The following is a 13,654-nucleotide window of genomic DNA, read 5'->3' on the forward strand; positions in this document are numbered from 1 at the left end:
GCGCTGCCCAATTTCTAATAACGTCACCTGCAAAGTACGCAATGGAAAAAACCCGTCAACAAGAGTTAACACGCTGGCTGAAACAGCAAAGCGTTATTTCCCGCCGCTGGCTTACGATTTCCCGTCTCCTGGGGTTCGTTAGCGGTCTGTTGATTGTTGCCCAGGCATGGCTGCTGGCCCGCATTCTTAATCACATGATCATGGAGAACATCCCGCGCGAAGCGCTGTTGCTGCCTTTTATTGTCCTGATCCTGATTTTTATCCTGCGCGCCTGGGTGGTGTGGCTGCGTGAGCGCGTCGGTTTTCACGCCGGACAGCACATCCGCTACGAGATCCGTCGTCAGGTGCTCGATCGTCTTCAGGAAGCCGGGCCCGCGTGGATCCAGGGTAAACCGGCCGGTAGCTGGGCGACGCTGATCCTTGAGCAGATTGACGATATGCACGACTACTATGCGCGCTATCTGCCGCAAATGGCCCTTGCCGTCTTCGTTCCGCTGCTGATCGTGATCGCCATCTTCCCGGTGAACTGGATGGCTGCGCTGATTCTGATGGGCACCGCCCCGCTGATCCCGCTGTTTATGGCGCTGGTCGGCATGGGTGCAGCGGATGCCAACCGCCGTAACTTCCTGGCACTGGGTCGCCTGAGCGGTCATTTCCTCGATCGTCTTCGCGGCATGGAGACGTTACGCATTTTTGGCCGCGGTGAAGCGGAAACCGAAAATATTCGCCAGGCATCGCAGGACTTCCGTCAGCGCACCATGGAAGTGTTACGCCTCGCCTTCTTGTCTTCCGGCGTACTGGAATTCTTTACCTCGCTGTCGATTGCCCTCGTGGCGGTCTACTTTGGCTTCTCCTACCTTGGCGCGCTGGATTTCGGCCATTACGGCACGGCGGTGACCCTTTCTGCCGGGTTCCTGGCGCTGATCCTGGCCCCGGAGTTTTTCCAGCCGCTTCGCGATCTGGGGACCTTCTATCACGCCAAAGCGCAGGCGGTTGGCGCAGCCGATAGCCTGAAAACATTCCTGGAAACGCCGCTGGCACACCCGGAGCGGGGTGACGTGACGCTGAATGCTAAAGACCCCGTGACGATTGAAGCGCAGGACTTTTCTATTCTGTCACCCGAAGGCAAAGTGCTCGCGGGTCCGCTGAACTTTACCTTACCTGCCGGACAACGGGTGGTGCTCGTCGGCACCAGCGGTTCCGGTAAAAGTTCTCTGCTGAATGCGCTATCCGGCTTTATGACCTACACGGGTTCACTGCGGATCAACAAAACCGAACTGCGTAACCTCGATCCAGACGCCTGGCGTAAACAGCTCAGTTGGGTAGGACAAAACCCGCAGCTTCCAGCCTCTACGCTGCGTGAAAACGTCCTGCTGGCGCGCCCGGACGCGCGTGAAGATGAACTGCAGTCGGTGCTCGACCGCGCCTGGGTCAGCGAGTTTCTGCCCCTGCTCCCGCAAGGTGTAGATACCGTGGTCGGCGACCAGTCCGCCGGGCTGTCGGTCGGACAGGCGCAGCGCGTGGCCGTTGCCCGCGCGTTGTTGAATCCTTGTCAGCTGATGCTGCTGGATGAGCCCGCCGCCAGCCTGGATGCCCACAGCGAGCAGCGCGTAATGGAGGCCCTGAACGCCGCCTCCCGGCAGCAAACCACCCTGATGGTTACCCATCAGCTGGAGGGGATTGCCGACTGGGACCAGATCTGGGTCATGGAGAACGGCCGTATTGTTGAGCAAGGCGATTACGCCTCTCTCGTTGCCGCCCAGGGACCGTTTGCCGCCCTGCTGGCGAACCGTCAGGAGGACATCTGATGCGTGCTCTGCTGCCTTATCTTGCGCTCTATAAACGCCACAAATGGATGCTGACGCTGGGGATTGTGCTGGCGATTGTCACGCTGCTCGCCAGCATTGGCCTGCTCACGCTTTCCGGCTGGTTCCTGTCGGCCTCGGCCGTCGCGGGCTTTGCCGGTTTATACAGCTTCAACTATATGCTCCCGGCTGCGGGTGTTCGCGGTACCGCCATCACGCGGACTGCCGGACGCTATTTCGAACGCCTGGTCAGCCACGACGCCACTTTCCGCGTGCTGCAGCACCTGCGCATCTACACCTTCAGCAAACTGCTGCCCCTCTCCCCTGCCGGGCTGGCGCGTTTTCGTCAGGGTGAGTTACTTAACCGTGTCGTTGCGGATGTCGACACGCTGGATCACCTTTACCTGCGCGTGATTTCCCCGATCGTGGGCGCGTTTGTGGTGATTGTGGTGGTCACGCTGGGGCTGTCTGTTCTGGATGTTTCCGTTGCGCTGACGCTGGGCGGGATCATGCTGCTGACGCTCATCATTCTGCCGCCGCTGTTTTACCGCGCCGGGAAATCCACCGGGGAAAACCTGACGCGCCTGCGCGGAGACTACCGCCAGCAGCTCACCTCCTGGCTTCAGGGGCAGGCAGAGCTGACGATTTTTGGCGCCAGCAAGCGCTATCGCGCCCGCATGGAAAGTACGGAGCTTAACTGGCATGAGGCCCAGCGCCGCCAGTCGGAGCTGACGGCCTTTTCTCAGGCGCTGATGATGTTAATCGGCGGCGTGGCGGTGATTGCCATGCTGTGGCTGGCTTCCGGCGATGTCGGGGGGAATTCACAGCCGGGTCCTCTTATTGCCCTTTTCGTCTTCTGCGCGCTGGCGGCGTTTGAGGCGCTGGCCCCGGTAACGGGCGCCTTCCAGCATCTGGGCCAGGTGATCGCCTCTGCCCTGCGCATCACGCAGATTGCCGAGCAGGAGCCTGAAGTCACGTTCAGTGCCGGGCAGACCGCGGTACCAGAGCAGGTTGCGCTGACGCTTGAAGATGTCACCTTCGCCTATAACAAACAGGCGCAGAACGCGCTGGACGGTATCAACCTTTCTGTTAATGCAGGACAGCGGATGGCGATCCTCGGCCGTACCGGCTGCGGTAAATCGACGCTGCTGCAGTTGCTGACCCGCGCCTGGGATCCGCAGCGCGGCCAGATTCGTTTTAATAACACGTTGCTGACTGATTTCAGCGAGCAGGCCCTGCGCAAGACGGTGAGCGTCGTTCCGCAGCGCGTGCATCTGTTTAGCGCCACACTGCGCGATAACCTGCTGCTGGCCGCGCCAGAGGCCTCTGATGATGCGCTTCGCGCCGTGCTGGAGCAGGTCGGACTGCAAAAACTGCTTGAGGACGACGGGCTAAACAGCTGGCTGGGCGAAGGCGGCCGTCAGCTGTCCGGCGGTGAACTGCGCCGTCTGGCAATTGCGCGCGCGCTGCTGCACGATGCGCCGCTGATGCTGCTCGACGAACCCACCGAGGGGCTGGATGCCACCACCGAGAGCCAAATCCTTGATTTGCTGGCGAATGTCATGACCGGCAAAACCGTGCTGATGGTCACACACCGCCTGCGCGGACTGGCGAGTTTTGATCGGATAATTGTGATGGACAACGGACACATTATTGAGCAAGGTAGTCACGCAGAGCTGTTGGCGAAACAGGGTCGCTACTACCAGTTTAAACAGCGTCTGTAGACTATATTTGTAGCGTCCTTACTCGCGTACTGGAGTTTTGCTGTCATGCGCCTGGTCCAGCTTTCTCGTCATAACATCGCGTTCCCTTCTCCGGAAGGGGCGCTGCGTGAGCCCAACGGGCTGCTGGCCCTTGGTGGTGACCTCAGTCCCGCACGGCTTTTAATGGCGTACCAGCGCGGTATATTCCCCTGGTTTTCTCCCGGCGATCCGATTTTATGGTGGTCCCCCGATCCGCGTGCCGTGCTGTGGCCAGCGCAGTTTCACGCGAGCCGCAGCATGAAGCGTTTCCATGCGAAATCACCCTACCGCGTCACCCTCAACCACGCCTTTGGTCAGGTCATTGAAGGCTGCGCTGAAGACCGCTATGAAGGGACATGGATAACCCGCGATATCATTACTGCCTACCACCAGCTCCATGAGCTTGGCTACGCCCACTCCATCGAGGTGTGGGAAGGCGGAGCACTCGTCGGCGGCATGTACGGCGTGGCGCAAGGCACGCTATTTTGCGGCGAGTCGATGTTCTCTCGTGCGGTTAACGCCTCGAAAACCGCACTGCTGGTCTTCTGCGAGGCGTTTGCCCAGCGCGGTGGACGCCTGATCGATTGTCAGGTGCTCAACGAGCACACGGCCTCGCTGGGTGCTGTTGAAATCCCGCGACGCCAGTACATCGAACATCTCGATACCTGCCGTCAGGAGAAGCTCCCGCGCGACTTCTGGATACCGAGAACGCTCTTTATGCCCAATGCCTAAATGTTTTCCGCATATTTTTTGTGAGGGTGTTATAATTATGCCGCAGAGTAGCTTCTGCCTGTTGCCCCGCCGCCGTTTGGGACCCTCGCTTCAGATAACGTCCTGACGTTTATCCTGTTGTCTCCCCTTTACGAATGCGCTTCCTGTTCGGTTGTACCGTGACGCTTGGGCAATGCGCCGAAACTGTTTTGCTGCGTTTTAATCGCGCAATTCTTTACTTAATTGATGAATTTCGGCATTATCTTGCCGGTTCAAAACTTGGTAGTGATACCCCAGAGGATTAGATGGCCAAAGAAGACAATATTGAAATGCAGGGTACCGTACTTGATACGTTGCCTAATACCATGTTTCGCGTAGAGCTGGAAAACGGTCACGTGGTAACTGCGCACATCTCCGGTAAAATGCGCAAAAACTACATCCGCATTTTGACGGGCGACAAAGTGACTGTTGAACTGACCCCGTACGACCTGAGCAAAGGCCGCATTGTCTTCCGTAGTCGCTAATTGTTTTCGCCTGTAATGGCAGATGAATATTAATTAAGGCCGGGATTTTCCCGGCCTTACTTTTTTGTGCTGCAGGCTATTATTTGAACAATTATTTGTCCGTTCGATTCAGCGTCAGGGCTGTCTGTTCGACAGCAATGCCCTTTTAATGGCTGTGTCTTGCTAAGCTATCAGCCGTTTGCCACCTGATAACCTATATTTATCAAAGCATCAAGCTCGTCTTTTGCAAACAACCTTGCCCGGTAGCATTCACCAGGGAACTCTGGATAGCCATCCATCGAGCAAATCAGATCGTAGATTGTGGCAATAATATGGCCTGTTGCATCGCTGATAAAGAAAGAGCGTGCGTGGTTGGTGTAGATGCCATAGTAGTCACCATAATCTATTGCTGCCCCCATAAAATCAGTGACCTGAGGAACACGATCGGAGGGTAACTGGATAATGCTACCTGCCTGGGTTGCTGTATTGGCGACGAGATCAACAGCATAGAACATGACTCTCGCAGGATCGGTTTTGTAAGAATCAGTCGTTGAATCACGTGTAATATCTCGAGTAACCGCATTGCCTTCATTATCAACGCAGGAGCGATTATCAAAGAGCGAAAGAACAAATTTTCCTTCAGTCTCATTGCTTAACCCAGCAAAAGCGCTATTTTTAGTGACGAATACGGTATGAGCGCCATTTTCAAAACTCTCAATACTGGAAGTATCTATCTGCGTAACGCCCTGTCCTGCTGCAAAATTACTGTTAAATCCCCCGGTATTAATACTCCATAATATCTTGCCGTCGGCAGGAGAAATACCAAACGTCAGGCCTGCAGAGCGAGTATGGACAACAATCGCTTCAGCATTTGCCTCGCCTGCGGGGATCCAGGAAAGCGAGTTAAGGTGAGCATCGTTTGTGGGGCTGTTATTCAGGATCTGAGTATTATCAAATGCACGGGTATAATTTTTTGCCCACAGCATCACGCCTGTCTTTTCATCAAATTTTAAAATTGATGCGTCCTGTCTCATCGTGTTGGTCGAACGGTCCGGGTTATCATTACCAATCATGAAAAGATTATCGGCGGAATCCCAAATCAGATCGTGTGTGTTAGCATAGCGGTTACCATCGCGGTCACGTAAATCAAACTCCAGAATCTCGTTGCCCAAAATATCGATTTTGAAAAAGCGTCGCCCATACCAGTGTTCATCTTCATCACTGCCGATATAGAAATAACCATTATGCGTTTTTAGCATCTGATTACGGTAGGGCTGAGCATAATAGCAGCGAAGATCGCCGTTCCGGTCGTAGCCATCACAATTGGTAGTCATTAACCAACTGTTTCCCCATACGGTCGTGAAGTTAGCGGGATCCGTTTGCTCAATATCGATATGGAAAATTGTCCCATCGCGGTAGAGTTGTTCCTGTGTGCTTACCTGGATGGTTTGATTAAAAACTTCCACTCCGCTAAGGTTTTTAAAGATAACCTGCACATGGTTAAGGTAGTTTGCATACAGTCCAATAACCGGAATTTTTATCTCAGGTAAAGAGACAATGTCATTTGATGAATACGTAAAGTCTAAACTTGTCGTGCTAGTCGATCTTCCCAGTACCGTATAGGAATATGTTATCGCCTCATCAATTATAAACTTCAGATAGACCGCAAGCTGGTTGTTAGCAGGGGCGAGTTCCATTCCAAGATAGGTAATTGCCATATTATTCACCTGTTGTTAATTATTACTGTGTAACTTCTTTTACTCGCATCTCATTCACCTGTTGGGGAATGATCTTATTTCCTTTCACCAGATAATCAATAACCGCATTGGAAAGGTTATATCCACCTTTTACCTGTTTGTTCTGACCATCAATGAATGCAGTAAAGCCATCGCCACCAGGAGCAAGGAAACTATTTGTCGCTACGCGATAGGTTTCAGAGTCTACAATTGGCTTGCCATTAAGCGTAAGTAGCACAACGCGTTGCCCGACAGGTTTATGTTGGTCGTAGCGCATCTCCAGTCCTTTCGACATCTGCAAAACACCGTTAGTGAGTGACGCACTATGCTCCATAAGATTTCGTAAGGATTTCCCATTCAAATCCATTACGGTTAGCTCATTTGGAAAAGGGAACGCGCTAATAACATCGCCGAGGGTTATCGGACCGGCATTCAAATCAGCCCGCAGACCACCTGAATTAGTGAGCGCCAGTTGCGCATCAGGCGCAGCGGCAAGCATTGCATCGGTAAATAAATTGCCCAGCGAAGATGATTCCCCGTAGGCGCGCGTAAGCGTAACAGGCGTCTCTCCAACTTTTTGGCGAACCGTTTCGGAGAGCTTTTTATTCCAGCTATCAATAACACTCTGAGTTGCCGGATCGGGTTTCCATTCATCAGCATAAAGGGTCTTAAGTTCGAAGCTTTTTATTTTGTTGTGATGTTTTTTTAGATCCACATCCAGGACCAGTTTACCAATATCAATCCCACCACTGTCAGTCGAAAGCACCAGCGTGTTACCTACTTTAAGCGGCTCCGGCGTTCCAACATGCGCATGTCCGGTAATCAGAATATCCAGTCCTTTCACCTGCTTCGCCGTCTGGATATCCTTATCAAGGGCGCGTTTGACATCAGTATTGCCGATACTGGACTGGCGTGCAGGGAAACCTTCATGCATGAGTGCAACGGTTATATCTACTTTTCCACGTAGTTCATCCAGATAACGCTGGAGATATTTCACCTCGTCACGCGCTTCAATGCCCTGACGCATTGACGATGAAACGGTGTCATCGAAAGCAAACACGCCATGCAACCCAATGACCCCAATTTTAACGCCATCCTTTTCAAGGATTGTATACGGCTTATTCCAGAAAAGGACATTACTATTTTTATAAAACACGTTACCTAACAGTATCGGGAATTTAGCCTGGCTGAGCTGTATCAGCGTATTATCCCAACCATGGTCGAACTCATGATTGCCGACAGACGCAGCATCAAATGACATTGTATTCATAATATCTATGATTGCCCGCCCTTTTGTCAGGCTGCTAATGTATGGACCGGTAAAGTAATCTCCAGCATCGAAATAAAAAGTAGCCTTATTCTTTTGCTTTTCTTGCTTGACGTAAGTCGCAATATTTGCGAAGCCACCGACAGCTCTTTTACCTTCTGCAACATAAGGAAGTTTATAGGGCTCAACATGTGCATGCAGGTCATTGGTATAAATGACGGTAACGTCCTGCGCTGGACTTAGCGAAGCATATCCCGATAGTAATAAAACCGCGATTACTGTTTTTTTCATTTTTTAACTCTCGAATTAAAGAAAGAACTTCATTATCGATTAGCAAAAAACAGATTTTGTGAACCTTCTCACGACATATGGAAAAGGGAGACGCGAAAATTTGCGACTAACAGAATCAGTTGGTGAAGCACATGGAATCCGCTCCAAAAATAGATCTCAATGTTTGTAAAAGCTGGTCATGTCCAAATCTCGGAATACCAGATGCGAGTGATTATGTTTTTCCTGTTTATCGTCTGGGCTACGCTGCACTTGAATGTCAAAAATGTGGCAGTCTTCCTCCACTGTTTAATACCAAAGAATGTGACGAGTGGTTCAGTCAATTCATGCAACGAAAATTAGGAAATACAGGACAAGGTTGTCCCCGCTGTTTTACAGCGCACATCATTCGCTATGGATACACAAAAGCCAGAACACCCCGCTTTCAATGTTGCACCTGCCGTTATGTATTTACTCCACACTATGACAATGCTGTAGGCCTGAATAAAAATATCACCCTTCTTTCCCAGCTCGAACAAGGGGTGCACTCTGGTGAAACGACAAACCAAAGGGTCCTTGCGCAAGCGGTTAACGGTTTCGAACACGATCTGCATGTTTCACTCCCTGCGCTAACAAGGGTGTCAACGACCACAATGGTTATACCGTTTCAGGGTCATTCTGCGAGGCAGAAACTGTATGTTGTGATCAGTGCCGATGCTGACTCCGGCAAAATTATTCAAGTAACAACCAACTATTGCGACTGGAAGGCAGGTAATTCATTGCTCTATCAGGGTTCTAAGTCTTTCCCTTCTTCGATACTACCGTCGAGCGATACCGATCTTATTCGGGAGCAAGAGATGCAATTTCTTAAACGGAGCCAATTTGATGAAATTCAGTACGGTAGTGCCGAGCTTAAGCGAAACGACCGGGGAAGCATGGTCCGTCCTGTCATTACCATACACAGTCATTTCCAGAGATTAAAACGACGCTTCCCGGGTGTAACCGATCATTATCTCGCCCATGAGTGCGTTTTGCGCGGCGGCGCTATAACTGCCTGGTCAACAGAAGTCCGACTTGGGAAAACCGATCTTTGGTTTGTGTCTGAAAATATTGAAAACGCCAACCTCTCTGACAAAGCATTTTGCCTTACTGGTAGCTGGAAAATGGGATGGTGGAAAAATGTGTGGCAGCGTTGGGATAATGGCGAGATATGCAAGATGATTGGCCTGCTGACCGGACAGCAAAGTACAGCGGAGCCCGCGTTGATTTCACTTGCATCCTGCACTGCATTTGCTGTCTGGCTGAAATCCCATCCATGGTCATTACAGTGTCATAACTTTGGGGCGCGGGTAGTGAGCCAGCATTTAGTGGGTCTTGGCTGTATTTATAACCAACAGATAAAGGAAAATTCAGGCCGTTAAGGGCTACATAACGCGAGCTGTACGGCAGCGAACTGAAAGCGAACTGCACTATTTTTTATTGTCATCAAAAGTTATTAACGTCTTCCTGTAACACCTACTTTTCCGAAGATTAATCCATTTGGCGTCAGAGGAACTCCCCCGACGCCTCGGATCGACGTCAGGAAATAATGTGAATTACCGTTTTTGCACTTTGAGGTGCAACGACATCTGCGGCCATCGAATGCGTTATGTCATGCAGCAGTCCCGTCAGGTGCGGCAACATATCGCGGTCAAAATGCGATACCAGCAGTATGTGGTTTAACGCCCGGCAGTAATCACACTGTGCTTCGGTGTCTTCCAGCAACCACTCTTTTTGTCGCGGTTGTTCTGCTTCATCCTCAAATTCCACCACCTGAAAATCACGCATTGATTCTTTGAGGCCGGATTTCATTTCTTCCAGATACGCTCCCAGGCAGCGACAGACGGGCTGCGTTTGTGGGAGTTATGTGCAGTCGAGGAGGATTTCAGTGAGCAATTTGCAGCGCTCTGCAAGGGTTGGGAGATCGGGGTTGAGGGAGAGTTCGCTGTAAAGCAGTGAAAGATTGTTATGTTCCATTTGATTTTGACTCCGTGTGAAATGATGAGATCTCCACCCGAACGCCAACTCAGGTGGCAGACTGAACCGGTTTGGCGTACCGACCCACACGGGAAAATCGGCGCTTCAAAAGAAGCCCCGGTTCAGCCCACCATAATTGAGTCTGCGGATTATATCGCTAGCTTTCAAAAGTGTGCACGAACCTGATGATAGTTGACGTATCAACATCATTTCTCATGTGTAATCAGGACGCCAATCCCGGCACCTGATTTTGCAGGTGCGCCGCCATTTTATTACTGTAGATTTATCCAGCAACTGACTTCGAAAGAAACTGGAAAGCGCCTCGCAAAATTCCTCTGCGGCCTGATGCCCTCACCCCCGCCCTCTCCCACAGGGAGAGGGAGAAAACACTAGAAACGACAATACTGTTGTCGTTTTGTTTTTACCTTGGCAGGCATAAAAAAACCGGGCAAATGCCCGGTTTTTAACATTAACGTTTAACTCAGTGAGCCGCTTCCGGCTTGTGCTTCGCCGCACTCTGGAAATCATACGTCAGTTCGTTCTTCGCCTGGTCCAGCGCCACGGTCACCTGACCGCCGTCCACCAGCGAGCCAAACAGCAGCTCGTTCGCCAGCGGTTTCTTCAGGTTGTCCTGAATCACGCGCGCCATCGGACGGGCACCCATCGCACGGTCGTAGCCTTTCTCGGCCAGCCAGTTGCGGGCCTCCTGGCTCACTTCCAGCGACACGCCTTTCTGATCCAGCTGAACCTGCAGCTCGACGATGAACTTGTCCACAACCTGATGGATCACCTCGGTAGACAGATGATCGAACCAGATAATGTTGTCCAGACGGTTACGGAACTCCGGCGTGAAGATCTTCTTGATCTCCTCCATCGCATCGGTGCTGTTATCCTGGTGGATCAGGCCAATGGATTTACGCTCGGTTTCACGCACGCCGGCGTTGGTGGTCATCACCAGCACCACGTTGCGGAAGTCCGCCTTGCGCCCGTTGTTGTCGGTCAGCGTCCCGTTGTCCATCACCTGCAGCAGGATGTTGAACACGTCCGGGTGCGCTTTCTCGATTTCATCGAGCAGCAGGACCGCGTGCGGATGCTTGATCACCGCGTCGGTGAGCAGGCCGCCCTGGTCAAAGCCCACGTAGCCCGGAGGCGCACCAATCAAACGGCTGACGGTGTGACGCTCCATATACTCGGACATATCAAAGCGCAGCAGCTCAATGCCCAGCGCTTTGGAGAGCTGAACCGTCACCTCGGTTTTCCCTACGCCGGTCGGGCCAGCGAACAGGAAGGAACCGACAGGCTTGTGGTCATGCCCCAGCCCGGCGCGGGCCATCTTGATCGCTTCGGTTAAGGCCTCAATGGCTTTATCCTGACCAAAGACCAGCATTTTCAGGCGATTGCCGAGGGTGCGCAGCGTGTCGCGGTCGCTCTGAGAAACGCTCTTCTCAGGGATACGCGCGATGCGGGCCACCACGGACTCAATATCCGCCACGTTGACGGTTTTCTTACGCTTACTGGCCGGCATCAGGCGCGCACGCGCCCCTGCCTCATCAATCACGTCAATCGCCTTATCCGGCAGATGACGGTCGTTGATATATTTCACCGCCAGCTCCACCGCCGCACGGACCGCTTTCGCGGTGTAACGCACGTCGTGGTGCGCTTCGTACTTCGGCTTCAGGCCGTTGATGATCTGCACCGTTTCCTCGACGGACGGCTCGGTCACGTCGATTTTCTGGAAGCGACGCGCCAGCGCACGGTCTTTCTCAAAGATGTTGCTGAACTCCTGGTAGGTCGTGGAGCCAATCACGCGGATCTTGCCGCTGGAGAGCAGCGGTTTGATCAGGTTCGCGGCATCCACCTGGCCACCGGAGGCCGCACCTGCGCCGATGATGGTGTGGATCTCATCGATAAACAGGATGCTGTTGGTGTCCTGCTCCAGCTGTTTCAACAGCGCCTTGAAGCGTTTTTCAAAATCACCGCGGTATTTGGTGCCCGCCAGCAGCGAGCCGATATCCAGCGAGTAGATGGTGCAGTCGGCAATCACTTCCGGCACGTCGCCCTGCACAATGCGCCAGGCAAGCCCTTCGGCAATCGCGGTTTTACCCACGCCTGACTCACCCACCAGCAGCGGGTTGTTCTTGCGGCGACGGCACAGCACCTGGATCGCGCGCTCCAGCTCTTTATCGCGACCAATCAGCGGGTCGATACCGCCAACGCGAGCAAGCTGGTTAAGGTTGGTGGTGAAGTTTTCCATACGATCCTCCCCGCCTGCTTGCTCTTCATTGTTATTGACCTGATTGCTGGAATCCGATGCCTGGTTAGGCTCGTCTTTGCGCGTTCCGTGAGAAATAAAGTTAACCACGTCGAGGCGGCTGACTTCGTGTTTGCGCAGCAGGTAGGCAGCCTGTGACTCCTGCTCGCTGAAGATGGCGACTAAGACGTTTGCGCCAGTCACTTCGCTACGCCCGGAAGACTGGACGTGGAATACCGCGCGCTGCAGCACGCGCTGGAAGCTGAGCGTCGGCTGCGTGTCGCGCTCTTCTTCACTGGCTGGCAGCACCGGTGTGGTTTGTTCGATGAAGGCTTCGAGTTCCTGACGTAGCGCCACCAGATCCACGGAGCAGGCTTCCAGCGCTTCGCGGGCAGATGGGTTGCTAAGCAGTGCGAGCAGTAAATGCTCGACGGTCATAAACTCATGTCGGTGCTCACGCGCTCTGGCGAAAGCCATGTTTAAACTGAGTTCCAGTTCTTGATTGAGCATAGGCACCTCCCCCAATTTTATGCCTTATCAGGCCTTTTCCAGCGTACACAGCAACGGATGCTCGTTCTCCCTCGCATAGTCGTTCACCATCGCCACTTTGGTTTCCGCCACTTCGGCTGTGAAGATGCCGCAGATAGCTTTGCCACGATAATGAACGGTAAGCATCAGTTGCGTTGCACGTTCTACATCATAAGAAAAGAACTTTTGTAGCACGTCAATAACAAATTCCATCGGCGTGTAATCATCGTTCATTAACATAACTTTATACATAGATGGCGGTTTTAGCGCGTCGCGCACTTTGTCTTCCGCCAGCTGGTCGAAATCCAGCCAATCGTTGGTCTTACCCATTATGCATAACCACTTTGAATCTACCTCAGATGTTAGATAACAATCATCTATTACTGTCATCCGCGATGTCTGTCACAAACTGTTGCAATAGCGTTAACTGCTTCAAACTTTGGTTGATTATTGTCCCATCTCCAGCGCCAAACGCTTGACGACTTCTTTCGTTTCTCTAAATTGTACAAGCGTGAGATGGCGAGGTTTTGAACAGCCCCCACTCCACCACCGGTTCATTCCATCTTAACTTATAAGATTTACGAAGGATGTCGAAGCATGGAAATGGGTACTGTTAAGTGGTTCAACAACGCCAAAGGGTTTGGCTTCATCTGCCCCGAAGGCGGCGGCGAGGATATCTTCGCTCACTATTCCACCATTCAGATGGATGGTTACAGAACGCTCAAAGCCGGGCAGTCCGTCCGGTTCGATGTACATCAGGGACCAAAAGGCAATCATGCCAGCCTAATCGTACCCGTTGAAGCAGAGACGGTTGCATAGCTCTCTGTT

Annotated in this window: 10 protein-coding genes and 1 pseudogene; 6 read left to right on the plus strand and 5 right to left on the minus strand. The window is 52.4% G+C overall.

What is annotated here, in order from left to right; all coding sequences use genetic code 11:
- Window positions 1-41: 41 nt before the first annotated feature.
- The 4 genes from cydD to infA all read left to right on the plus strand — a co-directional run bounded on the left by cydD (window position 42) and on the right by infA (window position 4,782).
- Entirely contained in the window at window positions 42-1,808 is a 1,767-nt protein-coding gene (cydD, locus tag IM317_RS16970; RefSeq protein WP_033145082.1) for a cysteine/glutathione ABC transporter permease/ATP-binding protein CydD, read from the plus strand.
- A complete protein-coding gene (cydC, locus tag IM317_RS16975; RefSeq protein ID WP_033145081.1) occupies window positions 1,808-3,529 on the plus strand; it encodes a cysteine/glutathione ABC transporter ATP-binding protein/permease CydC in 1,722 nt (573 codons plus the stop codon). Before cydD ends, cydC begins: the two co-directional genes overlap by 1 nt.
- A gap of 45 nt (window positions 3,530-3,574) precedes the next feature.
- Complete coding sequence (gene aat, locus IM317_RS16980; RefSeq protein ID WP_033145080.1) at window positions 3,575-4,279, plus strand: leucyl/phenylalanyl-tRNA--protein transferase; 705 nt, start codon at window positions 3,575-3,577, stop codon at window positions 4,277-4,279.
- Between the two features lie 284 nt (window positions 4,280-4,563).
- The gene (gene infA, locus IM317_RS16985) at window positions 4,564-4,782 is read left to right on the plus strand and encodes a translation initiation factor IF-1 (protein ID WP_002211347.1); all 219 of its coding nucleotides are present in this window, start codon (window positions 4,564-4,566) and stop codon (window positions 4,780-4,782) included.
- A 170-nt stretch (window positions 4,783-4,952) separates the two neighbouring features.
- On the opposite strand, the gene IM317_RS16990 is transcribed toward infA, so the two are convergent.
- Both IM317_RS16990 and IM317_RS16995 read right to left on the minus strand, forming a co-directional pair.
- A complete protein-coding gene (locus IM317_RS16990; protein WP_033145079.1) occupies window positions 4,953-6,479 on the minus strand; it encodes an aryl-sulfate sulfotransferase in 1,527 nt (508 codons plus the stop codon).
- A 22-nt stretch (window positions 6,480-6,501) separates the two neighbouring features.
- Complete coding sequence (locus IM317_RS16995; RefSeq protein WP_033145078.1) at window positions 6,502-8,055, minus strand: bifunctional UDP-sugar hydrolase/5'-nucleotidase; 1,554 nt, start codon at window positions 8,053-8,055, stop codon at window positions 6,502-6,504.
- 122 nt (window positions 8,056-8,177) lie between these two features.
- On the opposite strand from IM317_RS16995, the gene IM317_RS17000 reads away from it, so the two are divergent.
- Complete coding sequence (locus IM317_RS17000; RefSeq protein WP_126327549.1) at window positions 8,178-9,452, plus strand: IS1 family transposase; 1,275 nt, start codon at window positions 8,178-8,180, stop codon at window positions 9,450-9,452.
- A gap of 157 nt (window positions 9,453-9,609) precedes the next feature.
- On the opposite strand, the pseudogene IM317_RS17005 reads toward IM317_RS17000, so the two are convergent.
- The 3 genes and pseudogenes from IM317_RS17005 to clpS all read right to left on the minus strand — a co-directional run bounded on the left by IM317_RS17005 (window position 9,610) and on the right by clpS (window position 13,156).
- Window positions 9,610-10,047, minus strand: a pseudogene (locus IM317_RS17005) (hypothetical protein).
- A 481-nt stretch (window positions 10,048-10,528) separates the two neighbouring features.
- On the minus strand, window positions 10,529-12,808 hold the full coding sequence (gene clpA / locus IM317_RS17010; RefSeq protein WP_008499992.1) for an ATP-dependent Clp protease ATP-binding subunit ClpA: 2,280 nt from the start codon (window positions 12,806-12,808) through the stop codon (window positions 10,529-10,531).
- 27 nt (window positions 12,809-12,835) lie between these two features.
- Window positions 12,836-13,156 carry an ATP-dependent Clp protease adapter ClpS gene (gene clpS, locus IM317_RS17015; protein ID WP_006174393.1) on the minus strand — a complete coding sequence of 107 codons (321 nt, stop codon included), beginning with the start codon at window positions 13,154-13,156 and terminating at the stop codon, window positions 12,836-12,838.
- 267 nt (window positions 13,157-13,423) lie between these two features.
- Here clpS and cspD point away from each other — a divergent pair, with 267 nt between their 5' ends.
- Window positions 13,424-13,645: a cold shock-like protein CspD gene (gene cspD / locus IM317_RS17020; protein WP_006809408.1), complete on the plus strand. Its 222-nt coding sequence runs from the start codon at window positions 13,424-13,426 to the stop codon at window positions 13,643-13,645.
- Window positions 13,646-13,654: the final 9 nt, after the last annotated feature.

The sequence above is a fragment of the Enterobacter cloacae complex sp. S3 genome, assembly GCF_014930495.1.
Taxonomy (GTDB): domain Bacteria; phylum Pseudomonadota; class Gammaproteobacteria; order Enterobacterales; family Enterobacteriaceae; genus Enterobacter; species Enterobacter asburiae_B.

Coding starts and splice junctions, on each gene's coding strand:
- cydD (WP_033145082.1), top strand. CDS start 42: ATGGAAAAAACCCGTCAACAAGAGTTAACACGCTGGCTGAAACAGCAA.
- cydC (WP_033145081.1), top strand. CDS start 1,808: ATGCGTGCTCTGCTGCCTTATCTTGCGCTCTATAAACGCCACAAATGG.
- aat (WP_033145080.1), top strand. CDS start 3,575: ATGCGCCTGGTCCAGCTTTCTCGTCATAACATCGCGTTCCCTTCTCCG.
- infA (WP_002211347.1), top strand. CDS start 4,564: ATGGCCAAAGAAGACAATATTGAAATGCAGGGTACCGTACTTGATACG.
- IM317_RS16990 (WP_033145079.1), bottom strand. CDS start 6,479: ATGGCAATTACCTATCTTGGAATGGAACTCGCCCCTGCTAACAACCAG.
- IM317_RS16995 (WP_033145078.1), bottom strand. CDS start 8,055: ATGAAAAAAACAGTAATCGCGGTTTTATTACTATCGGGATATGCTTCG.
- clpA (WP_008499992.1), bottom strand. CDS start 12,808: ATGCTCAATCAAGAACTGGAACTCAGTTTAAACATGGCTTTCGCCAGA.
- clpS (WP_006174393.1), bottom strand. CDS start 13,156: ATGGGTAAGACCAACGATTGGCTGGATTTCGACCAGCTGGCGGAAGAC.
- cspD (WP_006809408.1), top strand. CDS start 13,424: ATGGAAATGGGTACTGTTAAGTGGTTCAACAACGCCAAAGGGTTTGGC.